We start from the raw sequence: 24,325 nt of genomic DNA on the forward strand, positions 1-24,325 counted from the left end.
GTTTAGGACTTGCAGAAAACTAGGAACGGGACCGCGGAAGTTGCGGCAACCCCCGTGTTACTCGCCCGCTTCTTCGCGCTTGGCACGAAGGGCGTCGGCCAGCTGAGCCATCTGCGTGGGCAGCGCGGCGAAAACCGCGGCGGCAGCGCTCTGCTTCGCCTTGAGGGCACCGGCGAGCTTAGCGAGGAGGACCTCGCGGGACTCGAGGTCGGCGAGCTTGGTGATCTCGGTGGCGTCGAGCGTCTTACCGTCGAGCACACCACCCTTGATCACCAGAAGGGGATTGGCCTTGGCGAAGTCACGCAGACCCTTGGCCGCCTCGACAACGTCGCCGTTGACGAAGGCGATCGCGGTCGGGCCAGTGAGCAGGTCGTCGGGGAACGACAGACCGGCTTCGTTGGCCGCGATCTTGGTCAGGGTGTTCTTCGCCACGGCGAACTTCGCATTCTCACCAAGAGCAACGCGCAGCTGCTTGAGCTGAGCGACGGTGAGACCGCGGTACTCGGTCAGAACGGCGGCGCTGCTGCCTTCGAACTCGCTCTTGAGCTCGGCAACGGCTGTCGCCTTATCCGCCCTCGCCATGGGCCTCCTTCCAGGTGTGCCGCCGGCGAAGGCCCCTGGAAATGAGAACAGCCCCGGGCGCAGGGGCGCACGGGGCTCACATATGGAACTGCACCATATGGGAAACTCGCATCACACCTGCGCGGGCCGTCCACAGAACGTGGATCCTTCGGTCGCCAGGACTGATGCACCTGACGACGACCGGCGGTCTTCGGCAACGACCAGAGTACGTGCTGGTCGCCGAGTTTCCAAATCGGTTCTCAGTTGACGGTCGTCTTCGGCAGCTCACCGACCTGGTCCGCGGGCGGGGCCTCGACCTTCACGGGCTCGTTGAAGCCCTTGAAGAGCAGCGTGGCGTCCAGCGTCGCGCCCTCCTTGGAGCCGTTCAGGGTGAGCTTGCGGGGCAGGCCGTCGCCGGCCACCCAGATGTCGAACTTGACGTCCTTGAGCTCGGCGAGGTTCGTCCTGGCCTGCTGCTGCTTGTCGGCGGGCAGCTGGCCGACGGCGGCGTCCACGGGGAACGTGCCGCTGTAGTGGGTGGTGTCCGCGCCGTTGACGCTCTCGGTGCCGACCTGCTTCACGTCCTTGGAGACGGTGACCAGCTTGGTCACGTTGGCGAGGTCGAACTGCTGGATCTGGCTGAGGTACTGGTTGACCTGGTTCTGGTCGCCCACTTCGTTGAGCGCGACCTTGATCCACGGCTTGGTGGCGCCGACGAGTTGCTTGAGCGCCTCGACCTTCACGTAGACGGTGTCACCCTGCAGGACGGCGCGCACGCCGCCCGGCAGGTTCCGGCCGCCCATGTCGACGGTGTCGAGGGTCAGGTCGACGGCGAGCTGGGGCTTGCTCTGGTAGAGCATGCGTCCCTGCACCTTGCCGTTGCCTTCTTGGGGGTGCGTCACGTTCGCGACGGCGTCCACCGTGTAGCTGGTGACCTCTGCGGTCTTCTGCGCGGCCTGCGCAAGCACCTCTGAGGCGGCCAGGTTGACCTGGATGGGCTGCACGTTCGTACCGCACCCGGCGACCGTGGCCGCGATGAGAGCAGCTCCGGCCGCGGCGGTGGCGAGACTTATCCTGCGCTTCAGCATGTTTTGACCCTACGGTTGGCTTGTCCCGTCGTGGCGACTTCCCCGCATAATTCGGGGAAAACCCAGGGTTCTCCCCGACAAGCTGTGCACGATTTCTGCACAACCCCGCTCACCTGGAGAGATCATCCACGCCGGAAATCCTGGACGAAACGGTTCCGACCCGGCGCTCGGAGGCACCCGTACGAACCGAAAGGCCCCCGCCTGGCACAGGCGGGGGCCTTTCGAAGAACGTGCAGCCGTTACGCGTCGAGCTCGGCGGTCAGGCCACGGGTGAGGTTGGGGTCGACGGGGACGCCGGGGCCCATGGTGGTGGAGAAGGTGACCTTCTTCAGGTAACGCCCCTTGGCCGCCGACGGCTTGAGACGCAGCACCTCGTCAAGGGCGGCGGCGTAGTTCTCGATGAGCTGACGCTCGGGGAACGACGTCTTGCCGATGATGAAGTGCAGGTTCGCCTGCCGGTCGGTGCGGAACTCGATCTTGCCGCCCTTGATCTCCGTCACGGCCTTGGCGACGTCGGGCGTCACGGTGCCGGTCTTGGGGTTGGGCATGAGACCGCGCGGGCCGAGCACGCGGCCCAGACGGCCGACCTTGCCCATGAGGTCAGGGGTGGCGACCACGGCGTCGAACTCGTTGAGCCGGTTGCCCTTGGCGATCTCGTCGATCAGCTCGTCGGCGCCGACGATGTCGGCGCCCGCCTCGCGGGCTGCCTCGGCACGGTCACCGGTCGCGAAGACCAGGACCCGGGCGGTCTTACCGGTGCCGTGCGGGAGGTTGACCGTGCCGCGCACGATCTGGTCGGCCTTGCGAGGGTCGACACCCAGCCGCAGCGCCACTTCCACGGTGGCGTCGAACTTGGTGCTCGACGTCTCCTTGGCCAGCTTCGCGGCGTCGGCGGGCGTGTAGAGCTTGTCGCGGTCGACCTTGGCCGCCGCGTCCTTGTGCGCCTTGCTGCGCTTCATGTCTGTCTCCTTGTGGTACGCGGGCCGGGACCCGGCCCTCCCACGGATCTGGGAAAGGTCTTAGTCGGCGATCGTGATGCCCATCGACCGGGCGGTGCCGGCGATGATCTTCTCTGCAGCCTCGACGTCGTTGGCGTTGAGGTCGGGCATCTTGGTCTCGGCGATGCTGCGCAGCTGCTCGCGCGTCAGCCTGCCGACCTTCTCCTTGTGGGGGACGGCGCTGCCCTTGTCGAGACCCAGGGCCTTCTTGATCAGCTCAGGCGCCGGGGGCGTCTTCGTGATGAAGGTGAAGCTGCGGTCTTCGAAAATGGTGATCTCAACGGGGATGATGTTGCCCCGCTGGGCCTCCGTCGCAGCGTTGTACTGCTTGACGAAGTCCATGATGTTGACGCCGTGGGGACCGAGGGCGGTACCGACCGGCGGAGCGGGCGTGGCCTGGCCAGCGGGGAGCTGGACCTTGACGAGCGCCGCGATCTTCTTCTTCGGAGGCATGAGTCCTTCTCCGGGTCCTGATCGTGATGCTGTCCGGACGCGGATGCGCCCGGACATGTCGGAAGGCCACCCTTCGCGAAAGGCGGCCGACCGAACGTCTAAGTGTAGGTGATCGTCTTAGATCTTCGAGACCTGGTTGAACGAGAGCTCGACCGGGGTCTCACGACCGAAGATCGAGACGAGCACCTTGAGCTTCTGCGACTCGGGGCTGATCTCGCTGACCGAGGCGGGCAGGGTGGCGAAGGGACCGTCCATGACCGTGACGGACTCGCCGATCTCGAACTCGACCGTGGGGCCGCTGGCCGCCTTGGTGGTGGCCTTCTTGCTCTCCTCGGTCGGCTCGGGCGCCAGCAGCTTGGCGACCTCGTCGAGGCTGAGCGGGGACGGCTTGTTGGACAGGCCGACGAAACCGGTCACGCCGGGCGTGTTGCGCACGGCGGCCCAGGACTCGTCGGTCAGCTCCATGCGCACCAGGACGTAGCCGGGCAGCACGCGCTCCTTGACCGGGACCTTCTTGCCGCTCTTGAACTCCTGGACGGTGTGCGTGGGCACCTCGACCTGGTAGATGTAGTCCTCCATGTTGAGCGACACGTTGCGGCTCTCGATGTTGGACTTCACGCGGTTCTCGTAGCCGGCGTAGGAGTGGATCACGTACCACTCGCCGGGGAGCCCGCGCAGGGAGCTCTTGAACTCCTCGACCGGGTCGACGTCGGGCAGGATCTCGGCCTCCGCGTCGACGGGGGCCTCCTCCGACTCTTCGACCTCGTCGGTCTCGTCGGCCTCCTGGAGAGCCGCCTCGACGCCTTCGTCGCGAGCCTCACCCAGCTCGTCGCCCCATTCGTCGGTGGCCTCTCCCAGCTCGTCGTCGCCCCGCTCGTCGCGGGGTTCCTCGGCCGGAACAGAAGACTCGGACACGTGACCTTTCCTCATTTCCTCGAATCGAATGGTGTCGCCGTCAGTCGACACCACACGGTGTCGAGCTAGGCGGGATCACTCCCCGCCGAAGACGCGGAGGACGGCCCAGCCCAGAGCGGCGTCGAGCCCATAAACGATCGCCACCATGATCAGAACGAATACCAGAACGACCGTGGTGTAGGTGATGAGATCCTTGCGTGTCGGCCAGATGACCTTGCGGAGCTCGTTGACGACCTGCCGGTAGAAAAGGGCAGGTGAAGTGCGTGTCTTCTTTTCGCCACTGGGCTTGCCTGCGGTCTCGCCGCGCGTGTCGATCGCCACAGTCCTCACCTGAATCTGTCGTATCCAACGCAGTTTTGCGGCGCGCTTACACGCCATTATTGCGCGGACCGCACTCGCAGGGCACGAGGGACTCGAACCCCCAACCGCCGGTTTTGGAGACCGGTGCGCTACCAATTGCGCCAGTGCCCTATGTCGTCAACCACACTACCCTGATTGACTCACTGCCTGGACCGAACCGCTCGCCGACATGCGGCGGAAGGACCAGGCGAAAGCATACGGGGGATTGCCCGGTACGTCGAACCCAAACCTGATCGCCCAGGTCACGCCCGCGTGGGAGCATGGGAGGCATGTCCACGCGACCCCGTATCTCCGCAAGAATCTCCGCGATTTCCGAGTCCGCCACGCTCGCGGTGGACGCCAAGGCGAAGGCGATGAAGGCGGCCGGCCGCCCGGTCATCGGCTTCGGCGCCGGCGAGCCCGACTTCCCGACGCCCGGCTACATCGTCGAGGCGGCGGTCGAGGCGGCCCGCGACCCGCGCAACCACAAGTACACGCCGGCGGGCGGTCTTCCCGAGCTGAAGCAGGCCATCGCCGACAAGACGCGGCGCGACTCCGGCTACTCCGTGGAGCCGTCCCAGGTGCTCGTCACCAACGGCGGCAAGCAGGCCGTCTACGAGGCGTTCGCCACGCTGCTCGACCCGGGCGACGAGGTGGTCGTCGTCGCCCCCTACTGGACGACCTACCCCGAGGCGATCAAGCTGGCCGGGGGCGTGCAGGTCGACGTGGTGACCGACGAGTCCACGGGCTACCTGGCGAGCGTCGAGCAGCTCGAGGCGGCCCGTACCGAGCGCACGAAGGTGCTGCTGTTCGTCTCGCCGTCCAACCCGACGGGCGCGGTCTACTCGCGCGAGGAGACCGTGGCGATCGGCCGGTGGGCGGCCGAGCACGGGCTGTGGGTGGTCACCGACGAGATCTACGAGCACCTGGTCTACGGCGGCGCCGAGTTCACCAGCATCGCCACGGCCGTGCCCGAGCTGGGCGACCGGGTCGTGATCCTCAACGGCGTGGCCAAGACGTACGCGATGACCGGCTGGCGGGTGGGCTGGCTGATCGGCCCGTCCGACGTGGTCAAGGCCGCCTCCAACCTGCAGTCGCACGCCACCTCCAACGTGGCCAACGTGTCCCAGAGGGCCGCGCTGGCCGCGGTCTCCGGCGACCTGTCGGCCGTGGCCGAGATGCGGTCGGCCTTCGACCGGCGGCGCCAGACCATGGTGCGGATGCTCAACGAGATCCCGGGCGTGTTCTGCCCGGAACCGAAGGGGGCGTTCTACGCGTACCCGTCGGTCAAGGAGCTGCTGGGCAAGGAGCTGCGCGGCCGTCGGCCCGGGTCCTCGGCGGAGCTGGCCGAGCTGATCCTGGAGGAGGCCGAGGTGGCGGTCGTGCCGGGCGAGGCGTTCGGCACCCCCGGCTACTTCCGGCTGTCCTACGCCCTCGGTGACGACGATCTGGTCGAGGGCGTCAGCCGGATGGCCAAGCTGCTGTCCGAGGCCCACTGAGCGGCCTACGGGGCGCCCTGCCGACCTTCCGGGGCCCGGCGGGGCGCTTTCCTCGGTTCAGGAGGCGGCGTGCCTGACGGCGGCGGCGGTCTGGCGTAGCTGGGCGGTCATGCCGGGCGTGGCGGCGAGGTAGACGGCCGTGCCCGGGCTCTCCAGCCACATGAAGTTGCGCAGGCCGTCGCGGCTCGTCCAGCGCAGCGCGGGTTTGCCGCGGTAGGCGGTCAGGGTCGACCGGGCCACCAGCGTGGCGAACTGCTCGGCCGTCCGCACGCCGCACACCACGCCCACCCGCAGTTGCTCGTCCTCGTCGTCGCGCCACATCACGCCCCTGACCGTGAGCCGCCTGGCGAGCGCGGCCAGGCGGCCGAAGGTGCCGGCGCGGGCCATGGGCGGGGGCGCGCCGGGGATCTCCAGCCTGGTCGATCCGCAGGCCAGCGTGACGGGTTCCGCGGTCGCCGGCTCGCTCGCCGACGGCGGCGGCGGGGTGGTGCTGGGCGGTCGCGGCGTGTCGCCGCCGCACCCGCCCGTGCCCGCGGCCAGCGCGAACGTGATGAACACCGCTGCCGGGCGCCGCATCGTCCCCCCATGACTCGTGGGATCAACCAGGGAAAAGGCTCCTAGTCTCCTACAGGAGCACGGGCCGAGGCGGCAATAGGCAGCAGTTCGCCGCCGAGGGAGTCGCTGACCCGGATCCAGGCGCCCGTGCCGGGGCGTTCCAGCCAGGCGATCACCCTGCCGCCGCGCGGATGCGCGCCGACGACCGCGGGCCGGCCCCGGATCGTGGTCTCGCGGGGGTCCAGCACGCCGGCGTGCGCACGGTAGGTGTCCCAGTCGGCGGCCACCGTGCCGTGCTCGACCTGGGCCTCCACGTAGCGCTTCGCGGTGCCGTACCTGGCCCGGGCGCCGTCGGGGGCGACCGGGCCGCCGCCGCTGCGGCGCAGGCCGCGTGGCAGGTAGGTGAGCCAGAGGTCGTCGGAGACGACCGCGAGCGGGGACTCGGGCCGCGCCGCCGCCGCGCCGGGGCGGGGCGGCACCTTCAGGGGCGGCGCGGGCACGTACGACGAGCCCGCCGAAGGCGGGTGCGGACGGCCGAAACCCGAGTGGAACAGGGCGTAGATGGCGAGAGCGGTCATCGCGAACGCCAGGCCGGCGAGCAGCGCGCGCCGGCCCTGCCCCGCGACGCCCGCACCCTCAGGGATCATGGACGGTTGATCCCCCGATCCGGGCGATCTCTACCGTGCCGATGCCGGTCCCGCAGCCTTCGGCGACATGCGAATCCGCACCTGGGGCCAGTGGCAAAATATGGAAATGCACCGGCCCCTGCACACGCTGCCCAAAGCCCATCTCCACCTGCACTTCACCGGCTCCATGCGGCACTCGACGCTGATCGAGCTGGCCAGGGAGCAGGGGCTGCACCTGCCCGACGCGCTGGAGCAGGACTGGCCGCCGCGGCTGCGGGCCACCGACGAGCGCGGCTGGTTCAGGTTCCAGCGGCTGTACGACATCGCCAGGTCCGTGCTGAGCCGCCCCGAGCACGTCTACCGGCTGCTGCGCGAGACGGCCGAGGACGAGGCGGCGGCCGGTTCCCGGTGGCTGGAGATCCAGGTGGACCCGTCCGGGTTCGCCGCGCGGTTCGGCGGGCTCACGGCCACGCTGGAGCTGATGCTCGACGCGGCGCGGCAGGCCGCCGAGCACGCCGGGGTGCACATGCCGGTGATCGTGGCGGCCAACAGGACCAGGCATCCGCTCGACGCGAACACCCTGGCCAGGCTCGCCACCCAGTACGCCGACCGGGGCGTGGTGGGTTTCGGCCTGTCCAACGACGAGCGGCGCGGCGCGGCGCGCGACTTCGAGCGGGCCTTCCGCATCGCCAAGCGCGGCGGCCTGCTGGCCGTGCCGCACGGCGGCGAGCTGCTCGGGCCGCGCAGCGTGAGCCAGTGCATCGACGACCTGGGCGCCGACCGGGTCGGGCACGGCGTGCGGGCGGCCGAGGACCCGTGGCTGATGCAGCGGCTGGCCGACCGGCAGATCTGCTGCGAGGTGTGCCCGACGTCCAACGTGGGGCTGGGCGTGGCCGAGCGGGCGGCGGACGTGCCGCTGCGGCGGCTGTTCGACGCCGGGGTGCCGATCGCGCTGGGCGCCGACGACCCGTTGCTGTTCGGCACCCGGCTGCTGCGCCAGTACGAGCTGGCCAGGGAGGTCTACGAGTTCTCCGACGCCGAGATCGCCGAGCTGGCCCGGCAGTCGATCCGGTCCTCGACGGCGCCGGAGCCGGTGCGCAAGGAGCTGCTCAAGGGCGTGGACGACTGGCTGACCGGCTCACCGGAGTGACTCGGCGATCCGCACCGCCCGTTCCTTGGCGCCGGCGCCCTCCAGGCGGTAGGTGAGCGCGTCCCGCTGCCAGACGAGGGTGGGGGCGGCCTGGCGCAGGGGGATCTCGGTGCCGTCCTGGCGGCGGATGTAGCCGAGCGGGTGCTCGCCGGGGATCCACCAGGCCGTGGTCCCGGCCATCTCCACGTAGTCCGGCCAGGGCGGGCCGAGCTTCTTGAAGAAGAACGGGTCCACGCCACCCTGGAACTGGTCGAGCCGGACGCCGTCCGGCCAGAACATCGACACGAGCCGGCCCTGGTCGGCGACGGTGGCGCGGTCAGGGGGGCCGAGCTCGGACGGGGTTCTGACCCGGAACCTCACTAGGCCGGGCAGGTCGTCCGGGTCCGCTGGGTGTTCGCCGGGGAGGTTCGCGGTGGTCCGTACCGGGGTGGGTGGTGTGTCGCCGAGCTGCAGTTCGACGCCCGCGAGGCGGAGGATCCGGGCCACGGCGGCGCGGCCCTGGGGCGTGGCGGCCGTGACGGCGACGACGGCCAGCACGACGGCCGCCACGATCCGCCACCGCGCCCGCCGCGCCGGCCGCCGCCCATGCTTCTGAGGCTGGGGCTCCAGGCGGGCGCGCACGGCGGCGGCGACGTCGTCCGGCGGCGGGGACGGGGTGTCGAGGAGGGGGCCGAGGGCGGTCAGCTCGGCTTCCAGGTCGTCGAAGGGGTCATGCGAGTTCACCGCCCACCTCCTCCCTCAGCCGGGCCAGCCCCCGATGGGTGCTGGACTTGACGGTACCGACCGGCCAGCCGAGCACCTGGGCCGTCTCCGCCTCCGACAGTTGCAGGAAGTACCGGCAGACCACCGCCTGGCGTTCCCGCTCGGGCAGCCCGCGTACGGCCGCCACCAACCGGGCCCGCCGGTCGGTGGCGACGGCCGCGCCCGCCGGGTCGTCGGGGGCGACGGGGCCGCCGGGTCCGGCGGGATCGGCGGCGGTGAGCCGTACGGCGAGGTCGGAGCGGCGCCCGCGGGCCCGGGTCAGGTTGTGCGTCTCGTTGGCCACGATCCGCAACAACCAGGGACGGAAGGGCGCGTCCCGCCGGAACCCGGACAGATGCCGGAAAGCTTTGACGAACGCCTCCTGCACGACGTCCTCGGCCTCGTCGCCCGCGCCGAGCAGGGCGGCGGTGCGATGGGCGAGCGCGCTGTACCTGGCGACCAGGACCTCGTAGGCCCCCAGGTCACCGTCGAGCGAGCGGGCGATCGCCTCGTCGTCGTCCATGGCGTGTCAGATTCCATCGCATCCGCCCGCGCCGGGGGAAGGGTGTTTCACGCATCAGGTCATCCTCAGGGGCATTAGACTCGTGCAATCCGTCTGCCCCTCAAAGGAACGGGACTATGTCTTCTGGGTATGACCGTGTAGTGCAACCGGCGGCCGGTGACGAGGCCCTGGAGAACCACCTGGGTGGGGACGAGGCCAAGAACTATCGGCAGTACGAGTTCGACATGGTCGCCCCGCACGTCGGCCGTTCGATGCTGGAGATCGGCTCCGGGCTGGGCCACTTCGCCGAGCAGTTCCTGCCGCGGCTCGACCGCCTGGTCGTCAGCGACTTCGACCCCTACTGCGTCGAGCAGCTGGAGAAGCGCTTCGAGGGCCGCGACGACATCGACGTCCTGCAGTTCGGCCTGCCGACCGAGATCCCGCTGAAGGACAAGGTCGACACCGTCGTCATGATGAACGTGCTGGAGCACATCGAGGACGACGCCGAGGCGCTGCGTTCGCTGGCCCGCGTCACGCTGCCCGGTGGCCGGATCATCATCTGGGTGCCCGGCTACATGCAGCTTTACGGAGACTTCGACCGCAAGGTCGGCCACGTCCAGCGCTACACGCCCAAGACCCTGCGCGCCACGGTGGCCAAGGCGGGGCTCGACGTCGACGTGCTCAAGCCGATCAACTTCCTGGGCGGCATCGCCTGGTGGGCGGCGGTCCGGCGGGGCGGCGTGGGCTACCCCGACCCGCGCCTGGTCAAGATCTACGACCGCACGGTGGTCCCGGCCACGCGGCTGATCGAGCGGTTCATCACCCCGCCGTTCGGCCAGACGGTGTTCTGCGTGGCCCGCGTCCCGCAGAAGTGAGCCCTCAGAAGTGAGCCCGGCCGCCACCCGGTGGGTTGGTGGCGGCCGGACGTTTTCTACTTGATCGAGCCGGCGGTCAGTCCGCCGACGACCTTCCGCTCGATCAGCGCGAACAGGATGATCACCGGGATGGTGGCGATCACCGAGCCCGCGAAGAGGTTCTGCCAGTCCACCTGGTACTGGCCGATGAACGAGTTGAGCGCGACCGTGAGCGGCTGGTTGGCCGGGGTCGTGGTCAGGGTCAGGGCGACCACGAACTCGTTCCACGCCGCGATGAACGTGAAGATCAGCGCGGTGATCACGCCCGGCATGGCCAGCGGCAGCGTGATCCGGAACAGCGCGCCGAAGCGGCCGTTGCCGTCGATGAAGGCGGCCTCCTCCAGCTCACGCGGGATCGAGGCGAAGTAGGCGTTCAGGATCCACACCGCGAACGCCAGGTTGAACCCGCCGTTGACCAGGATCAGCGACCAGATCGAGTCCACCAGGCCGAACTGGTAGAACTCGCGGTAGATGCCGACGAGCATGGCCGTGGGCTGGAACATCTGGGTGATCAGCACCAGGATCAGGAACGCCGTGCGCCCCCGGAACTTGTGCCGGGCCGAGTAGTACGCGGCCGGCAGCGCCACGAGCAGCACCAGGATCGTCGAGCCGCCGGCGACCTTGAGCGTCACCCACAGGTTGCCGGCCAGGCCGCTGGTCCAGAAGTTGGCGAGGTTCGACCACACCCACTCGTCGGGCCAGAACGTCACCTCGCGCAGCGAGTCCTGCGACCGCAACGAGGTCAGCAGCATGACGAGGTACGGGAACAGGAAGACGAACGCGACGATGTAGGCCGCGGCCGCCACGATCACGGTCTTGAGCCGGGGCATGCGGCGCTGCGCCCGCCCGCGGTGGCCGGGCTGGTGGCGCGTACCGGCCTTGGACATGGTCTGCACGGCCATCACGCCACCTCCTTGTTCCAGCGCGACACCTTCAGGAAGAGCGCGGTCAGCACGATGACCATGCCGAAGTTCACGACGGACATCGCGGCCGACTCACCGATGTTCGAGTTCTTGAGGATGAACATGAGGATGGTCGAGGTGGCCGTCGAGTAGCCCGGCTGGCCGTGGGTCATCGCCCAGATGATCGGGAAGCTGTTGAAGACGTTCATGACGTTGATCAGCGCGGCGACGGTGAGCGCGGGGCGCAGCAGCGGCAGCGTGATCGACCAGTACGTCCGGAACTTGGTGGCGCCGTCCATCTTGGCCGCCTCGTAGACGTCGGCGGGGATGGTCGCGAGCCCGGCCAGCAACGCGTACGTCGTGAACGGCACCGAGACGAAGACCGCCACGAACACCAGCCACGGCATCGCGCTGGAGGCGTCACCGAGCTGGTCGGCGGAGGCGCCGCCCATCGCGTCGATGAGCCCCAGCTTCACCCTGATCTGGTTGATCACGCCGACCTCGGGGTCGAGCATCCACTTGAAGATGATCGCCGTCATCAGCACCGAGGCCGCCCAGGGCGCGATGAGCGCCCAGCGGGCGATCTTGCGGCCGGGGAAGCGCTGGTTGAACAGCTGGGCGAGGGCGAGCGAGATCAGCACGGTGAGCGCGACGACCGCGACCACCCAGATCACGCTGCGGATCATGATGTCGCCGAAGTCCTTCTCGCCGAACAGCTTCGTGTAGTTGGCCGGGAAGTTGTTTCCCTGGACCACTCCGAACCGGCTGATCTTGAGGAACGACGACCGGATCATCTCGATCACGGGCCAGAGCACGACCAGCGCGATCAGCACCACGGCCGGCCCGATCCAGGCCAGGGGTTCGAGGGCGCGCAACCTTCTCATGAGGAACCTTCCATGACGGTGAAGCCGGCGCGGGGACGCGACCCGCGCGCCGGCTTCACAGACCCCCGCTGGATCAGCTGGCTTCGGCGGTCTTCTGCAGCTCGCCGAGGACCTTGGCCGGGTCGTCCTTGACGGCACCGCCGATGGTCTGCTTGATCGCCGGGTTCACCTCGGCCCACTTCGGGTCCTGGAACGGGTAGAAGCTGGCGTTGGGCAGCGCGTCGAGGAACGGCTTGAGCTTCTCGTCACCCGACAGCTTCTGGATGCCGCCGTTGGTGACGGGCAGCAGCTTGTAGGTGTCGGAGATCTTCTGCGCCGCGTTGCCGGTGTAGAAGAAGTCGAAGAACTTCTTGATCTCGGCGGCGTGGCCGTTCTTGTTGAACGCCATGATCCAGTCCATGACGCCGAGGGTGGTGTCGAGCGGGCCGGACTTGCCGGGGATCGCCGCGACGCCGTAGTTCTTCAGGCCGGCCGCGTCGAAGATCGGGATGGACATGGGTCCGCCGTTGACCATGCCGACCTTGCCCGCGCCGAAGTCCTCCCAGACCGTCTTGCGGTCCTTGGTGCCCGGGTTCGGGCTGGTGAGGCCGGCGTCGACCAGGCCCTTCATGTAGGTGAAGGTCTCGACGTTCTGCGGGGAGTTGATGGCCCACTTGCCGGAGGCGTCCTTGTAGCCGCCGCCGTTGCCCAGCATCCACAGGAACGACTCGCCCTGGGCCTCCTCCTGGCCCAGCGGGAGGCCGAACGGCTGGCTCACGCCGGCCTTCTTCAGCTTCTCGGCGGCGGCCTTGAGCTCGTCCCAGGTCTTGGGCGGCTCGGCGATGCCGGCCTTGGTGAACAGGTCCTTGTTGTAGAACAGCGCGCGGGCGGAGGAGACGAACGGGATGCCGTAGCCGGTGCCGTCCACCTTGCCGAAGTCGGCGAACTTCTGCAGCATGTCGCCGGAGACGTTCGGGGACAGGACCTCGTCGACCTTGTAGAGCAGGCCGTCCTTGACGAAGCCGGAGTAGTCGCCGGTCTGCAGGATGTCGGGCACCTGGCCGTTCTGGACCATGGTGGCGACCTGCTTGTCGATGTCGTTCCAGTTGATGACCTGGACGTCGACCTTGATGTTGGGGTTGGCGGCCTGGAACTCGTCCACGACGCCCTTCCAGAACGTCTCGCCCGAGTTCGGCTTGCCGGGGCCGTCGCCGTAGTCGGCGGCGACCATCTTGAGGGTGACCTGGCCGCCGCCCGAGGCCTGGGTGTTGTTCCCGTCGCCACCCGAACCGCCGTCGGAGCCGCAGCTGGACAGGACCAGCATCGTGGCAAGGCCGAGAGCGGCGCCGCCCACAAGCTTCATGTTCACTGGTGATACCGCCTTCTCGTCGGACGGGCCGCTGGTCCGTACCAGCCACCTGACCCCGTCCAAGGGGATGAGGGGTGCGAGAGCCACAGCTCAACGCGTTTGCGCCAGAGTAAGCCCGTGTTCAGCAGCCGGTCTATACCGGCTGGTATCGGTTTGAAAACACTAAGGGCAGAAAAAGCTCACAACCGGTCTAGACCGGGCGTCACAGGATCTTTCTCCGCACGTTCTCGCCGCCGTCCGGCGTCCCGATCCACGGCCCCTCGATGGACGGGTCGAGGATGCCCTCCTCCAGGAACTCGTAACGGCCGTCGAGCACGTACCGGGCCAGGCGCACGTCCTGCTCGTCGCTGTTGTCCCAGAGCTCGTCGAACAGCGTGCGGACACGGCGCCGGGCCTGGTGGCAGAAGGTGTCGGCCAGCTCGTACGGCCGGCGCCCGAGGTCGTCGGCGTCCTCCTCGGCCTTCAGGCAGACGGCCGTCATGGCGAACAGCTCGGCCCCGATGTCGACGATCCGCCCGAGGAAGGACTGCTTGTGCTCCAGCCTCCCCTGCCACCGGGACATGCCGTAGAAGGTGGACCGGGCCAGCTTCCTACTGGTCCGCTCCACGAAACGCAGGTGCTGGGCCAGCGGGCCGAAGGCGGTGTAGCCCGTGGGCAGGTTGCCCGAGCCGGCCACCAGGGTCGGCAGCCATCCGGCGTAGAAGCGGCTCGCCCGGCCGAGCGCGCGGGCGCGTTCCTGGGGGGACGCCTCGGGGTTGATCAGCTCGCCGGCCGCGGTCAGGTGCGCGTCCACGGCCTCGCGGGTGATCATCAGGTGCATGATCTCGGAGGAGCCCTCGAAGATGCGGTTGATGCGGGCGTCGCGCAGCATCTGCTCGGCGGGCACGCCACGCTCGCCGCGGGCGGCCAGCGACTCGGCGGTCTCGTAACCGCGGCCGCCCCTGATCTGGACCAGTTCGTCCAGCGCCCGGTACGACAGCTCGGTGGCGTACAGCTTGGCGAGGGCGGCCTCGATCCTGATGTCGTTGCGCCGGTCGTCGGCCAGGCGGGCGGTGAGCTCGCTGACGGCCTCCAGCGCGTACGCGGTGGCCGCGATGAAGGCGATCTTGGTCGCCACGGCCTCGTGCCGGCCCACCTTGCGACCCCACTGCTCGCGGGCGTTGCCCCACTCACGGGCGATCTTCACGGCCCACTTGACGCTGCCCGCGCAGGTCGCCGGGAGGGACAGGCGGCCGGTGTTGAGGGTGGTGAGCGCGATCCGCAGCCCTTGGCCCTCCTTACCGATCAGGTTCTTGGCGGGCACCCGGACCTGGGAGAACTCGGTGACGCCGTTCTCGATGCCACGCAGGCCCATGAAGCTGTTGCGGCGCCTGACCGTGATGCCCGGGCTGTTCCCCTCGACCACGAACGCGCTGATCTTCTCGCCGGTCCTGGCCATGACCACGAGCAGGTCGGCGACGACGCCGTTCGTCGTCCAGAGCTTGACGCCGTCCAGCACGTAGTCGTCGCCGTCGCGCACGGCGGTCGTGGACAGCCGGGCGGGGTCGGAGCCCACGTCCGGCTCGGTGAGCAGGAAGGCCGAGATCTCGCCGGCCGCGCAGCGGGGCAGGAACTCCCGCTTCTGCTCCTCGGTGCCGAACTGCTTGAGCGGCTGCGGCACGCCGATCGACTGGTGCGCCGACAGCAGCGTGGCCAGGGCGGGGCAGTAGGAGCCGACCAGCGTGAGGGCGCGGCAGTAGTACAGGTAGGGCAGGCCGAGGCCGCCGTACTCGGTGCCGATCGTGATGCCGAACGCCCCGAGGTCGGCCAGGCCCTTGACCACCTCGTCGGGCACCTGCGCGGTGCGCTCGATCAGGGCCGGGTCGACGTGGGTCTCCAGGTAGCGCCGTACCGCCCGGACGAACTCCTCGCCCCGCTCGGCGGCCTCGGCCGGCGGCCTGGGCGCCGGATGCACCAGGTCCAGCCGGAGATCGCCGAGGAACAGCTGCTTGGCGAAGCTGGGCCGCGTCCATTCGCGCTCCCTGGCCTGCTCGCCGACCTGCCTGCTCTCCGCGTACGTGGTCTGCTCACTCATGGCACCCTCCCGACGGTGCGCCGTCATGTGCTGGGAGTACTGCCCGCCTGACGGCTTTAAGCACGCCCAGCGCGACGACGGCCAGCACGGCCGGCACCGCCAGGAAGGCCCCGCAGCAGGCCAGCGCGACCGCCGACATCCCGGTCGCCACGACGGCGGTGACCCGCAGCCGCCCGGCGGGCAGCACCCGCACCGCCGCCGCCACGCCCGCCGCCGTGACGGCCGCCAGGCACGCCGAGGTGGCCCGCATCAGCAGGTCCAGGTCCACCGCCCACACCACGACCGGCACCGTCAGCACGGCCAGCGCCCCGAGGCTCCGGTACGGCCCGCGTCCCCCGGCGAGCCAGGCGGGCATGGCCCCGTCCCTGGCCAGCGCCACCCCCAGCCGCGCCGCCCCCGCCAGGTAGGTGTTGACCGCCCCGAACGTCAGCAGCACCGCCAGTACCCCGGTCACCGGCCGGGCCACTCCCCCGAGGCCGGTCTCCAGCAGCGCGCTCAGCGGCACGCCCGGCATGTCCGCGCCGAGCACGCCGATCGAGGTGATGCTGACGCCCAGGTACAACACGCCGACCACGACGAGGGTGACCATGGTGGCCCTGGTCAGCCCGCGCCTCCCGGCGGCGAACTCGGCCGACAGGTGGCTGGCCGCCTCCCAGCCCACGAAGGCGAACATGAGCACCCCGGCCGCGCCGGCCACCCCGGCCGGCCCGTACGGGGCGAAGGGGGTGAATCGGTCGAGGTCGGCCCGCGGGGCGGCGGTGACCACGGCCAGCGCCAGCAGGGCGACGAGCAGCGCGACGGAGGCGAGCTGCAACCGCCCGGAGGTACGCAGCCCGGCGGCGTTGGCGGCGAACGCCGCGGCCAGGATCAGCACGCCGGCCAGGGTGCCGTCGATGCCCAGGCACGCCTCGACGTACCGGCCGCCCACGAGCGCGCCCGCCACGGTCCCGACCGGCACGGCCCCGTAGAACCACCAGCCGACCACGGCGGCGGCCCGCGGCCCGAAGGCCAGCCCCGCGAAGCTCGCCACCCCGCCCCCGTCGGGATGCCGGACGCCGAGCGCCGCGAACGTCAGCGCCACCGGCACGCTCAGCGCGATCAGCCCCGCCCAGGCCAGCACGGAGGCCGGCCCCGCCGCCGCGGCGGCGAGCTGCGGCAGCACCAGCATCCCCGGCCCCAGCACCGCGCCCACCAGCAACGCCGCGCCCTGCCCCGCACCCATCCGGCCCTGTTCAGTCATGCACGCGAAAGTAGCCCGATCGTTCGGCCCCACCCCGGCTCCACCGAACGTTCGATCGGAGAAAGGTGCAGAATCGCGTCATGGACGAACTTGATTCGGCGATCATCCGCCTGCTCCAAACGGATGCGCGGCAGTCCAACCGGGAGCTGGCCCGCCGGCTCGGCATCGCCCCCTCGACCTGCCTGGAACGGGTCAGGGCGCTCACCCGGCGCGGCGTGATCCGCGGCTACCACGCCGACATCGACCCCGCCGCGCTCAACCGGAGCACGCAGGCGATGGTCTCGGTCCAGGTCCGCCCGCTGAGCCGGGCCGTGATCAACGCGTTCAAGCAGTCGGCCGCCGAGCTGCCCGAGGTGCTGAGCGTGTTCGTGCTGGCCGGCGGCGACGACTTCCTGCTGCACGTCGCGGTCCAGGACCTCGACCACCTCCACTCCTTCCTGCTCGACCGGCTCAGCAAGCGCAAGGAGATCGTCGGCTTCCGCACCTCGGTGATCTTCCAGCAGGTGCACGAGACGGTGCCGGAGCGGCTGCCGTCCTCCACGCAGACCTGACTTTCGTCGGGGGTGCCACTAGACCGTCGGCAGATTCGGCGGTGGGGGCGTTCTCCGTACGTTTGCCGGCATGAGCTTGAAGATCGCCCTCGCCGGGCTGGCCGCGGCCCTGACCCTCACCCCCGCTTCCGCCCCGGCCCTTGCCTCGGCCCCCGTCGAGCCGACCCCCGCCGCCGTGGACTCCTACCTGCGCGAGGCGCTGGAGGCCACCGGCGTGCCCGGTCTGTCCGTCGTGGTGACCCGCGGCGACAAGGTCGTGCACGCCGCCGGGTACGGCAAGGACTCCGAAGGGCGTGCGATCACCGCGGCCACGCCGATGCGGGTGGCCTCGGTGAGCAAGTCGTTCACCGCGCTGGCCGTGATGACCCTGGTGGAGCAGGGGAAGATCGCGCTGGACGAGCCGGTGGCCGGGCAGCTTCCCGGTTTCCGGATGGCGGACCCACGCCACGCCAGGATCACCGTGCGCCAGTTGCTGAACCAGACCTCCGGGCTGTCCGACAGCTCGCTGGACATCGGCGACCTGGAGTCCGCGAGCTCGCTGGCCGACTACACCGCCCGCCTGGCCAAGGGCCGCCTGGCCGCCGACCCGGGCAGCCGGTACGCCTACTGCAACGTCAACTACGACCTGGCCGCCCGCCTGGTCGAGACCGCGAGCGGCCGCCCCTTCGACGCCTACATGAAGGAGCGCGTCTTCGGCCCGCTCGGCATGACCGGCAGCGCCGTGAGCGCCCAGGCCCTCCGGCCGGCGGACGGATTCGTCTCGGTCTACGGCATGTGGCTGCCCCGGCCGGAGGCGTCGGGGTTCCTCGACGGCAGCGGCTCGGGCGCGGTCATCACGACCGCCGCGGACATGGGCAAGTGGCTGATCGCCCAGAACGGCGCCGGCCGCCCGCTGGTCAAGAAGCAGAGCCTGGAGACCATGCACAAGCCCGGCCCGCACGGCTACGGCATGGGCTGGAGCCTGGAGGAGGAGTCCGGCCTGCTCGTGCACTCCGGCAACCTGTTCACCTACAACGCCGTCGAGGCCGTCTCGCCGAAGACCGGCTACGGCTTCGCCGTCATGACCAACGGCGCCTCGCTCTACGACCCCACCTACGACATCATGCGGGGCCTGGCCGCGATGAGCGAGGGCCGCGCACCGGCGGCCCTGGGCGGCGACCGGCAGCTCTACGACCTGGTGCTGGGCCTGCTCGCCGTCGTGGCGGCCGGCCTCGGGGTCATGGGCGTGCTGCGGGCGCGGCGGTGGGCGACCCGGCGGTCGGGGAAGCCGTGGTGGCGGATCGCCCTTCGGCTGGTGCCGGTGCTGCTGCCGGTCCTGCTGTTCGCGTTCTACCCGAATTGGGTCTCCGTGCTGCTCAACGGCCGGTACGTGACCTGGGAGCAGCTCACCTACTTCCCGGCGTCGTTGTCGATCACCCTGCTCGCCGCGGCTCTCGCCGGGCTCTTGACCGCCGCCGTCCGAATTTGTGTACTATGTAAGCTTACCAAGTAAGCAAATTCGAGGAGAACCCGATGATCGCGGTCGCCGTCACCGTCCCGCTCGTGTGGCTCGCCTGGCTCGTCGTCACCGACTGGGTGCCCATGTTCCCGCTCAACGACCTCAGCGGCGCGAACGTCAGAGGGCGGGCCCTGGCCGCCGCGATCAACTACCCGTTCCCGCTGCTCATCGCGGCCGGCATCGGGCTGCACCGCACGTGGTCGCTCATCGCCGCGACCGTCCTGTGCGTCCTGGTCATGGCCGGGCACGTACGGAGCTGGTGGCTGCCCTACTTCGGGACGGCCACGGCCGAGCAGCGTGAGCTCTACCAGCGCGAGTACAGCCGCACCTGCAAGATCCTGCCGACCGCGGGCCACGCCGTGGTCATCGACGTCCAGCACATGGTGGTGGGCGTGCTGTCCCTGCTCATGCTGGCGACCACGATCGTCGTTACGCTGACCGCATGACTCAGGCACCCAGGCGGCCGGGGCGACCGGCCGTGCTCACCGTCGAGCGCATCGTGGCCGCGGCCGTCGGCATCCTCGACGCCGAGGGCCCCGACGCGCTGACCATGCGCCGCCTGGGTGCCGACCTCGGAGTGGCCGCCATGTCGCTCTACCGCCACGTACCCAACCGGGACGCGCTCGTGTCCCTGGTCGTCGACCGGCTGTTCACCGAGGCCATGGCCGGTTACACGCCGGTCCCCGACTGGCCGCGGGCGCTGACCGGGTTCGCCGTGGCCTACCGTCGCTTCCTGCTCGCCCACCCCCGCGCCGTCCCGCTGCTGGCCACCCACCCGGTGGACGTACGGCTCGGCACCGAGCTGATCTCCGGCCTGCTGGCCCGCTTCGAGGCGGCGGGGGTGCCCTCCGGCGACACCGTCAACGCGGTGCAGTCGGTGGCCGTCTACGTGCTCGGCCACGCCCTGGCCCAGGTCGGCTCGACGGCCGAGACCCACGACATCGACGCCCTGCGCTTCTACGACCAGTGGTTCGACGCGGGCCTGCGGGCCATGGTGTCGGGCTTCGAGCAGCAGCTCGCGGCCACGGATTAATTCAGTTGCCCGGCGTTACGGACCCGCCGTAGCTTGTCGGTCATGCGCCTTTACCTGTGACAGCAGCCACCTCAGTCCATCGTCCGACAGACGCGGCCACGCTGTGCTCGTCGACGCCCGGCCCTCACCGAGCCGCGTCCTGAGTTCGCGTAAAGGAGCTTCGCATGCGAGTTCGCTCAGCCAAGAAGAAGACCGCCACGCCCGTGCCGCCCCGGCAACTGCCCAAGATGCCGCAGCGCCCGGTCGTGCCGCCCCGGCGGATCATCCCGCCCAAGGGCCGCTAGACAACTACCGGGATGGTAGTTAGCGAGCGCCGCCTCCCCTCGTACGCCCGGGAGGCGGCGCTCACCCTTTCCAGGACCGGTTTCTCCTAGAGCCGCTCGATGATGGTGACGTTGGCCTGGCCGCCGCCCTCGCACATCGTCTGCAGGCCGTAGCGGCCGCCCGTGCGCTCCAGCTCGTGCAGCAGCTTGGTCATCAGGATCGCTCCCGTGCCGCCCAGCGGGTGGCCGAGCGCGATGGCGCCGCCGTTGGGGTTGACCTTCGCGGGGTCGGCGTCCAGCTCCTTGATCCAGGCCAGCGGCACCGGGGCGAACGCCTCGTTGATCTCCACGACGTCGATCTCGTCGATCGACATGCCCGCCTTCCGCAGCGCCCGCTGCGTGGCCGGGATCGGCGCGGTCAGCATGTAGACCGGGTCGTCGCCCATGAGCGCGAGCTGGTGGATGCGGGCCCGCGGGGTCAGGTTGTGCTCGCGCACGGCCTGCTCGGAGGCGATCAGCACGGCCCCGGAGCCGTCGGAGATCTGCGAGGAGGTGGCCGCGGTGATCTGGCCGCCCTCCTTCAGGGTCTTGAGCCCGGCCATCTTCTCCAGCGTCGTGTCGGGACGCGGGCCCTCGTCGTCCTCGACTCCGTTGATCGGGGCAATCTGGTCCTTGAAGTAGCCGTTCGCGACGGCCTTGGCGGCACGCTGGTGGGACTCGTAGGCGAACTGCTCCAGCACGTCACGCTGGAGGCCCCACTTCTCGCACATCAGCTCGGCGCCGCGGAACTGCGAGATCTCCTGCTTGCCGTAGCGCTCGACCCACTTGTCGCCGAACGGGAACGGCATGCCCTTCTCCAGCGCGGCGGTGATCGACGCCCCCATCGGCACGATGCTCATCGACTCCACGCCCGCGGCCACCACCAGGTCCTGGGTGCCCGACAGGACGCCCTGGGCGGCGAAGTGGATCGACTGCTGGGACGACCCGCACTGCCGGTCGATCGTGACGCCGGCCGTCGTCTCGGGCAGCCCCGCCGACAACCAGGCGTTGCGCGCGATGTCCATGCTCTGGGGGCCGAACTGCATGACGCACCCCATGATGACGTCCTCGACCGCCGCCGGGTCGACGCCGGTGCGGTCGATGAGCGCCTTCAGCGTGTGGGCGGCGAGGTCGGTGGGATGGACGGTGGAAAGACCGCCCTTCTTCTTGCCGACCGGGGTACGGACCGCTCCGACGATGTACGCCTCTGCCACAGTGCCTCCTGGAAACCGAGCATTATTCGGTTATTAGGGAGAGACTACAACAGAACGTCGTTCTGTGGCTCGTCACTCCGGAGGCAGAAGCTCCTCCGCGGCGTCGACCCGGAACCGCCACCGGTCCACGACCAGGCCGTTCAGCGATTCTGCCAGCTCCAGCGCCAGGCTTCCGAGCTTGACGGGCTCCTCCCCGCGCAGCTCGATCGCGGTCAGCTCGGTGGCGAACGGCAGCAGCTCCCGCACCGCCGGCGGCTGCCCCTTCTGCGGTACCAGCGCGGCCCGGATGTCGCCCGACGTGTAGGTGAACTCGTCCTCCCCCTGCTCCAGCAGGGGCGCCAGGTCGTCGGCGGACGGGCGTACCGGCAGGATGACGGCGGGACCGCCCTCCTCGCCGTCGGCCGGATCGCTCACCTCGCCCCGGCACACCGCGAGCCCCTTGAGCCGGAAGGCCAGCCCCTCGGCCAGGTAGCGGTCGAAGAAGTCGAACGGCAGCGGCCCCTCCGCGGTGACCCGGCAGGCCCACGCCTTCTCCAGCACCCCGCCGGTCAGCTCGGCGTCGGCCTCGACCGGCGCGCACACCCGGACGTCCGCCGCCACGATGTCGTCGCCCTCGCGCCGCGCGTCGGGATCGGCCAGCTGGACGATCCGCAACAATTCGGCGGGGTCCGGTCTGGCGGGCAGGGCCGCCGTCGGGCCAGTACGCAGTTTCCGCTTCGCCAACCAGCCCATGCCCGCCTCCGCGAATCAGCTTCGATAGGAGCTCGTCATCGTCGCGTAGACGATGATGTTGTCGTTGTAGTGGCCGATGGTGCGATCGTAGGCACCACCGCAGGTGATGAGGTGGAGCTGGGCGTTCTCCCGGCTCCCGTAGACGCGCTCGGTCGGGAACGTCTTCTTGCTCGCCTGCTCCACGCCGCCGACCGTGAACACGGCGGTCGTCTTGTCCTGGCGCTTGACCTCGATGGTGTCGCCGTGCTTGAGCTCGCCGAGGCGGCTGAACACGGCGCTGCGCGTCCGGGTGTCCTTGTGTCCGAGCAGCACCGCCGGGCCCTCCTGGCCCGGCGTGGACATGTTCCGGTACCACCCGACCAGGTTGGGATCGTCGGACGGCGGCACCTCGATCGTCCCGTCCTTGGCCAGCCCCACGGACTTGATCGGCGCGTTGATGCCGAGCCGCTTGATCACGATCCGGATCGGCGTCGAGGGCAGCATCGGCGGCGCCGGCGTGATCTCCGGCAGCGGCGGCGGCTGGTCGGGCGGCGCCTGGAACAACGCCTGCTGCGGCTGCCCCGACGCCTGCGTCTGCACGGCCACGGGCAGGGCGTCCCTGTCCATGCCGTACTCCTCGGGCGACTGCAGCACGATCAGCATGCCCGCCACGACCGTGACGACCCCGGCGATGGCCGCGCCGATCAGCACGGTCCTGAGCGCGGTGCTCCCCCGGTCCCGCGGCGGCGGGCCGCCGTACGGATACTGCCCGGCCACGCCGCTCAGCCCCTGCCGGCGGTACGCCGGCGCAGCACCAGCCCACCGGCCGCCGCGGCCGCGATCAGGACGGTGCCGGTGAGGACGAACAGCCGCCCGTCGGGCCCAGCCTCACCACCGGCTCCCGTGTCGGCCCCCGCCTTGGGCGTCTTGGACTTGTTGGGCGGGGTGACGGTCACGGTCGCGGTGCTGGTCTTGGTCGGCTTGGGGGTGGTCGTCGTGGGGGTGGGGCTGGGACTGGGGCTGGGGCTGGGCGACGGGCTCGTCCCCGTGCCTGCCGCCACTTGGAAGGTGAAGTTCTTGAGGCCGGTCGTGGGGGCCGTGCACTTGATCGTGCTGCCGGTGGTCGCCGTGGCCGAGGTGCCGAGGACCAGGTCGCCGGGGACGAGCGTCACCGTGCCGGTCGTGGTGGGCTTGACCTTGACGGTGACGCTGGGCAGCGTGATGTCCTGCCCGACGACGACGCTGGTCAGCGTGCCCTCGGCCGCCGCGGGCTGGGTGACGCCCGCGCCGGTCGCCTTCACGTTGAGGAAGTACTTGGCGCCGGTCGCGGGGAAGCCGGTGGGGGCCTTCAGCTTGTCGAGGCTGCTGCTCTCGACGGTGCTGGTCCACGAGATGCTGGCTTCCTCGTTCGCCTTGGCGTTGGTGGGCAGGGTGGGGGTGAGCTTGATGTCCACGTCGGCCGGGTAGGCCGGGTCGTTGATCGTCGTGTCCACCAGATCACACTTGTACGCGACCACCTCAGTCCCGGTGCCACCGCCGGTCCCGATGGGGATGTCGAGGACCTCGGTGGAGACGGTCGTGCAGGTCGTCGCGCTGGTGGACCCGCTGGTCAGAGCGAGCTTCACCTCGCCGGGCTTGATGCTCACCTTGCTCGTCGTGGTGGTGGGCACCGACACCTTGTACTTCACCTCGCCTGCCGGCACGGCGGTGGAGGTGGCGGACACTGCGGCTCCGGGCTTCGCACCGGGGTCGCTGACCGTGCCGCCCGTCGGCGTCAGCGTGGCGGTCACCTGCACGGTCGTCGCCTGTGTGGGTGCGGTCGTGAGGGTCAGCGCGGGGATGCTCACCGACAGGTCGAAGGTGCCGCCTGCGGTCACCGAGTCGGGACCGCTCAGCCCGATGCTGATCGACGTGTTGCTGAACGGGCCACCAGCGGCGCACGTGTAGGCGAACTGCTTGGGCACGGCCGCCGAGACCGTCGCCGAAGCCGCGGTCGCGGTCGACACGGCGAAGACCGAGCCGGAGAAGGCGGCGAGCGTGCCCATCAATCCCAAGGCGGAGGTCTTGTGGGCGAGGCGGCGCCACGCCTGGGACGTAAGCACGGGTCCATCTCCGTTTCAGCGCAGTGTCAACAGTCGTGCCAGAATTCCAGCCGATGGTCACGGTTCGGTTGAGATCCTACGAACTGTCCCTGTCAACTTCCCGTAAAACCCAAAATTCGCCCCAA

At 69.8% G+C, this 24,325-nt stretch carries 26 protein-coding genes and 1 tRNA gene; 7 read left to right on the forward strand and 20 right to left on the reverse strand.

The features are described 5' to 3' along the window. Positions 1 to 57 precede the first annotated feature (57 nt). From rplJ to ABZ444_RS39380, 7 genes are all read right to left on the reverse strand, one after another. Positions 58 to 582, reverse strand: coding sequence for a 50S ribosomal protein L10 (gene rplJ / locus ABZ444_RS39350; RefSeq protein WP_125642941.1), 525 nt, complete (start codon positions 580 to 582; stop codon positions 58 to 60). A gap of 239 nt (positions 583 to 821) precedes the next feature. Next, positions 822 to 1,649: a DUF1396 domain-containing protein gene (locus tag ABZ444_RS39355; protein WP_357967394.1), complete on the reverse strand. Its 828-nt coding sequence runs from the start codon at positions 1,647 to 1,649 to the stop codon at positions 822 to 824. A gap of 239 nt (positions 1,650 to 1,888) precedes the next feature. Further along, a complete protein-coding gene (gene rplA / locus ABZ444_RS39360; protein WP_358008679.1) occupies positions 1,889 to 2,608 on the reverse strand; it encodes a 50S ribosomal protein L1 in 720 nt (239 codons plus the stop codon). Between the two features lie 60 nt (positions 2,609 to 2,668). Then, positions 2,669 to 3,100 carry a 50S ribosomal protein L11 gene (gene rplK, locus ABZ444_RS39365; RefSeq protein WP_357967458.1) on the reverse strand — a complete coding sequence of 144 codons (432 nt, stop codon included), beginning with the start codon at positions 3,098 to 3,100 and terminating at the stop codon, positions 2,669 to 2,671. A gap of 117 nt (positions 3,101 to 3,217) precedes the next feature. Continuing rightward, on the reverse strand, positions 3,218 to 4,015 hold the full coding sequence (gene nusG / locus ABZ444_RS39370; RefSeq protein WP_358008681.1) for a transcription termination/antitermination protein NusG: 798 nt from the start codon (positions 4,013 to 4,015) through the stop codon (positions 3,218 to 3,220). 75 nt (positions 4,016 to 4,090) lie between these two features. After that, a complete protein-coding gene (gene secE / locus ABZ444_RS39375; protein WP_125642950.1) occupies positions 4,091 to 4,336 on the reverse strand; it encodes a preprotein translocase subunit SecE in 246 nt (81 codons plus the stop codon). Positions 4,337 to 4,413: 77 nt separating this feature from the next. Then, positions 4,414 to 4,486: transfer RNA gene (locus tag ABZ444_RS39380), tRNA-Trp, on the reverse strand. A 158-nt stretch (positions 4,487 to 4,644) separates the two neighbouring features. On the opposite strand from ABZ444_RS39380, the gene ABZ444_RS39385 reads away from it, so the two are divergent. Further along, positions 4,645 to 5,853, forward strand: a complete 1,209-nt coding sequence (locus ABZ444_RS39385) for a pyridoxal phosphate-dependent aminotransferase (RefSeq protein WP_357967389.1) — start codon at positions 4,645 to 4,647, stop codon at positions 5,851 to 5,853. Between the two features lie 57 nt (positions 5,854 to 5,910). Here the strand turns inward: ABZ444_RS39385 and ABZ444_RS39390 are convergent, their stop codons facing one another. Together ABZ444_RS39390 and ABZ444_RS39395 are read right to left on the reverse strand one after the other, a co-directional pair. Beyond that, on the reverse strand, positions 5,911 to 6,429 hold the full coding sequence (locus tag ABZ444_RS39390) for a hypothetical protein (RefSeq protein WP_358008683.1): 519 nt from the start codon (positions 6,427 to 6,429) through the stop codon (positions 5,911 to 5,913). Positions 6,430 to 6,470: 41 nt separating this feature from the next. Further along, complete coding sequence (locus ABZ444_RS39395; protein ID WP_358008685.1) at positions 6,471 to 7,055, reverse strand: hypothetical protein; 585 nt, start codon at positions 7,053 to 7,055, stop codon at positions 6,471 to 6,473. A 106-nt stretch (positions 7,056 to 7,161) separates the two neighbouring features. Between ABZ444_RS39395 and ABZ444_RS39400 the strand changes: the two genes are divergently transcribed. Then, the gene (locus tag ABZ444_RS39400; protein ID WP_358008687.1) at positions 7,162 to 8,184 is read left to right on the forward strand and encodes an adenosine deaminase; all 1,023 of its coding nucleotides are present in this window, start codon (positions 7,162 to 7,164) and stop codon (positions 8,182 to 8,184) included. Here the strand turns inward: ABZ444_RS39400 and ABZ444_RS39405 are convergent. Together ABZ444_RS39405 and ABZ444_RS39410 are read right to left on the reverse strand one after the other, a co-directional pair. Beyond that, complete coding sequence (locus ABZ444_RS39405) at positions 8,173 to 8,907, reverse strand: hypothetical protein (RefSeq protein WP_358008689.1); 735 nt, start codon at positions 8,905 to 8,907, stop codon at positions 8,173 to 8,175. The two genes, ABZ444_RS39400 and ABZ444_RS39405, sit on opposite strands and share 12 nt — an antisense overlap. After that, positions 8,894 to 9,448, reverse strand: coding sequence for an RNA polymerase sigma factor (locus ABZ444_RS39410; RefSeq protein WP_358008691.1), 555 nt, complete (start codon positions 9,446 to 9,448; stop codon positions 8,894 to 8,896). Before ABZ444_RS39410 ends, ABZ444_RS39405 begins: the two co-directional genes overlap by 14 nt. 116 nt (positions 9,449 to 9,564) lie before the next feature. Here ABZ444_RS39410 and ABZ444_RS39415 point away from each other — a divergent pair, with 116 nt between their 5' ends. Continuing rightward, positions 9,565 to 10,302: a methyltransferase domain-containing protein gene (locus ABZ444_RS39415; RefSeq protein WP_357967373.1), complete on the forward strand. Its 738-nt coding sequence runs from the start codon at positions 9,565 to 9,567 to the stop codon at positions 10,300 to 10,302. 56 nt (positions 10,303 to 10,358) lie between these two features. Here the strand turns inward: ABZ444_RS39415 and ABZ444_RS39420 are convergent, their stop codons facing one another. The 5 genes from ABZ444_RS39420 to ABZ444_RS39440 all read right to left on the reverse strand — a co-directional run bounded on the left by ABZ444_RS39420 (position 10,359) and on the right by ABZ444_RS39440 (position 16,789). Then, a complete protein-coding gene (locus ABZ444_RS39420) occupies positions 10,359 to 11,243 on the reverse strand; it encodes a carbohydrate ABC transporter permease (protein ID WP_358008693.1) in 885 nt (294 codons plus the stop codon). Further along, entirely contained in the window at positions 11,243 to 12,127 is an 885-nt protein-coding gene (locus ABZ444_RS39425) for a sugar ABC transporter permease (protein ID WP_358008695.1), read from the reverse strand. Before ABZ444_RS39425 ends, ABZ444_RS39420 begins: the two co-directional genes overlap by 1 nt. Before the next feature lie 73 nt (positions 12,128 to 12,200). Then, positions 12,201 to 13,469 (reverse strand): extracellular solute-binding protein, encoded by a 1,269-nt coding sequence (locus tag ABZ444_RS39430; protein WP_357967364.1) that lies wholly within the window; start codon positions 13,467 to 13,469, stop codon positions 12,201 to 12,203. A gap of 208 nt (positions 13,470 to 13,677) precedes the next feature. Continuing rightward, a complete protein-coding gene (locus tag ABZ444_RS39435) occupies positions 13,678 to 15,549 on the reverse strand; it encodes an acyl-CoA dehydrogenase family protein (RefSeq protein ID WP_358008697.1) in 1,872 nt (623 codons plus the stop codon). Next, a complete protein-coding gene (locus tag ABZ444_RS39440; protein WP_358008699.1) occupies positions 15,542 to 16,789 on the reverse strand; it encodes an amino acid permease in 1,248 nt (415 codons plus the stop codon). The genes ABZ444_RS39435 and ABZ444_RS39440 overlap by 8 nt, the downstream gene beginning before the upstream one ends. A gap of 80 nt (positions 16,790 to 16,869) precedes the next feature. Between ABZ444_RS39440 and ABZ444_RS39445 the strand changes: the two genes are divergently transcribed. From ABZ444_RS39445 to ABZ444_RS39460, 4 genes are all read left to right on the forward strand, one after another. Beyond that, entirely contained in the window at positions 16,870 to 17,340 is a 471-nt protein-coding gene (locus ABZ444_RS39445; RefSeq protein WP_358008701.1) for an Lrp/AsnC family transcriptional regulator, read from the forward strand. A gap of 70 nt (positions 17,341 to 17,410) precedes the next feature. After that, positions 17,411 to 18,832 carry a serine hydrolase domain-containing protein gene (locus tag ABZ444_RS39450; protein ID WP_358008703.1) on the forward strand — a complete coding sequence of 474 codons (1,422 nt, stop codon included), beginning with the start codon at positions 17,411 to 17,413 and terminating at the stop codon, positions 18,830 to 18,832. Between the two features lie 20 nt (positions 18,833 to 18,852). Then, positions 18,853 to 19,284, forward strand: a complete 432-nt coding sequence (locus tag ABZ444_RS39455; RefSeq protein ID WP_358008705.1) for a hypothetical protein — start codon at positions 18,853 to 18,855, stop codon at positions 19,282 to 19,284. Continuing rightward, positions 19,281 to 19,871: a TetR/AcrR family transcriptional regulator C-terminal domain-containing protein gene (locus ABZ444_RS39460; RefSeq protein ID WP_358008707.1), complete on the forward strand. Its 591-nt coding sequence runs from the start codon at positions 19,281 to 19,283 to the stop codon at positions 19,869 to 19,871. The genes ABZ444_RS39455 and ABZ444_RS39460 overlap by 4 nt, the downstream gene beginning before the upstream one ends. A 370-nt stretch (positions 19,872 to 20,241) precedes the next feature. Here ABZ444_RS39460 and ABZ444_RS39465 read toward each other — a convergent pair whose 3' ends face one another. The 4 genes from ABZ444_RS39465 to ABZ444_RS39480 all read right to left on the reverse strand — a co-directional run bounded on the left by ABZ444_RS39465 (position 20,242) and on the right by ABZ444_RS39480 (position 24,200). Continuing rightward, a complete protein-coding gene (locus ABZ444_RS39465) occupies positions 20,242 to 21,387 on the reverse strand; it encodes an acetyl-CoA C-acetyltransferase (protein ID WP_358008709.1) in 1,146 nt (381 codons plus the stop codon). Positions 21,388 to 21,459: 72 nt separating this feature from the next. Beyond that, positions 21,460 to 22,119: a hypothetical protein gene (locus tag ABZ444_RS39470; protein WP_358008711.1), complete on the reverse strand. Its 660-nt coding sequence runs from the start codon at positions 22,117 to 22,119 to the stop codon at positions 21,460 to 21,462. Between the two features lie 15 nt (positions 22,120 to 22,134). After that, positions 22,135 to 22,875 carry a class F sortase gene (locus tag ABZ444_RS39475; protein ID WP_358008713.1) on the reverse strand — a complete coding sequence of 247 codons (741 nt, stop codon included), beginning with the start codon at positions 22,873 to 22,875 and terminating at the stop codon, positions 22,135 to 22,137. Between the two features lie 5 nt (positions 22,876 to 22,880). Next, positions 22,881 to 24,200: a hypothetical protein gene (locus ABZ444_RS39480; RefSeq protein ID WP_358008715.1), complete on the reverse strand. Its 1,320-nt coding sequence runs from the start codon at positions 24,198 to 24,200 to the stop codon at positions 22,881 to 22,883. Positions 24,201 to 24,325: the final 125 nt, after the last annotated feature.

This window comes from Nonomuraea sp. NPDC005730 (assembly GCF_040630865.1).
Taxonomy (GTDB): Bacteria; Actinomycetota; Actinomycetes; order Streptosporangiales; family Streptosporangiaceae; genus Nonomuraea.

Coding starts and splice junctions, on each gene's coding strand:
- rplJ (WP_125642941.1), bottom strand. CDS start 582: ATGGCGAGGGCGGATAAGGCGACAGCCGTTGCCGAGCTCAAGAGCGAG.
- ABZ444_RS39355 (WP_357967394.1), bottom strand. CDS start 1,649: ATGCTGAAGCGCAGGATAAGTCTCGCCACCGCCGCGGCCGGAGCTGCT.
- rplA (WP_358008679.1), bottom strand. CDS start 2,608: ATGAAGCGCAGCAAGGCGCACAAGGACGCGGCGGCCAAGGTCGACCGC.
- rplK (WP_357967458.1), bottom strand. CDS start 3,100: ATGCCTCCGAAGAAGAAGATCGCGGCGCTCGTCAAGGTCCAGCTCCCC.
- ABZ444_RS39385 (WP_357967389.1), top strand. CDS start 4,645: ATGTCCACGCGACCCCGTATCTCCGCAAGAATCTCCGCGATTTCCGAG.
- ABZ444_RS39390 (WP_358008683.1), bottom strand. CDS start 6,429: ATGCGGCGCCCGGCAGCGGTGTTCATCACGTTCGCGCTGGCCGCGGGC.
- ABZ444_RS39395 (WP_358008685.1), bottom strand. CDS start 7,055: ATGATCCCTGAGGGTGCGGGCGTCGCGGGGCAGGGCCGGCGCGCGCTG.
- ABZ444_RS39400 (WP_358008687.1), top strand. CDS start 7,162: ATGCACCGGCCCCTGCACACGCTGCCCAAAGCCCATCTCCACCTGCAC.
- ABZ444_RS39410 (WP_358008691.1), bottom strand. CDS start 9,448: ATGGACGACGACGAGGCGATCGCCCGCTCGCTCGACGGTGACCTGGGG.
- ABZ444_RS39415 (WP_357967373.1), top strand. CDS start 9,565: ATGTCTTCTGGGTATGACCGTGTAGTGCAACCGGCGGCCGGTGACGAG.
- ABZ444_RS39420 (WP_358008693.1), bottom strand. CDS start 11,243: ATGGCCGTGCAGACCATGTCCAAGGCCGGTACGCGCCACCAGCCCGGC.
- ABZ444_RS39425 (WP_358008695.1), bottom strand. CDS start 12,127: ATGAGAAGGTTGCGCGCCCTCGAACCCCTGGCCTGGATCGGGCCGGCC.
- ABZ444_RS39430 (WP_357967364.1), bottom strand. CDS start 13,469: ATGAAGCTTGTGGGCGGCGCCGCTCTCGGCCTTGCCACGATGCTGGTC.
- ABZ444_RS39435 (WP_358008697.1), bottom strand. CDS start 15,549: ATGAGTGAGCAGACCACGTACGCGGAGAGCAGGCAGGTCGGCGAGCAG.
- ABZ444_RS39440 (WP_358008699.1), bottom strand. CDS start 16,789: ATGACTGAACAGGGCCGGATGGGTGCGGGGCAGGGCGCGGCGTTGCTG.
- ABZ444_RS39445 (WP_358008701.1), top strand. CDS start 16,870: ATGGACGAACTTGATTCGGCGATCATCCGCCTGCTCCAAACGGATGCG.
- ABZ444_RS39450 (WP_358008703.1), top strand. CDS start 17,411: ATGAGCTTGAAGATCGCCCTCGCCGGGCTGGCCGCGGCCCTGACCCTC.
- ABZ444_RS39455 (WP_358008705.1), top strand. CDS start 18,853: ATGATCGCGGTCGCCGTCACCGTCCCGCTCGTGTGGCTCGCCTGGCTC.
- ABZ444_RS39460 (WP_358008707.1), top strand. CDS start 19,281: ATGACTCAGGCACCCAGGCGGCCGGGGCGACCGGCCGTGCTCACCGTC.
- ABZ444_RS39470 (WP_358008711.1), bottom strand. CDS start 22,119: ATGGGCTGGTTGGCGAAGCGGAAACTGCGTACTGGCCCGACGGCGGCC.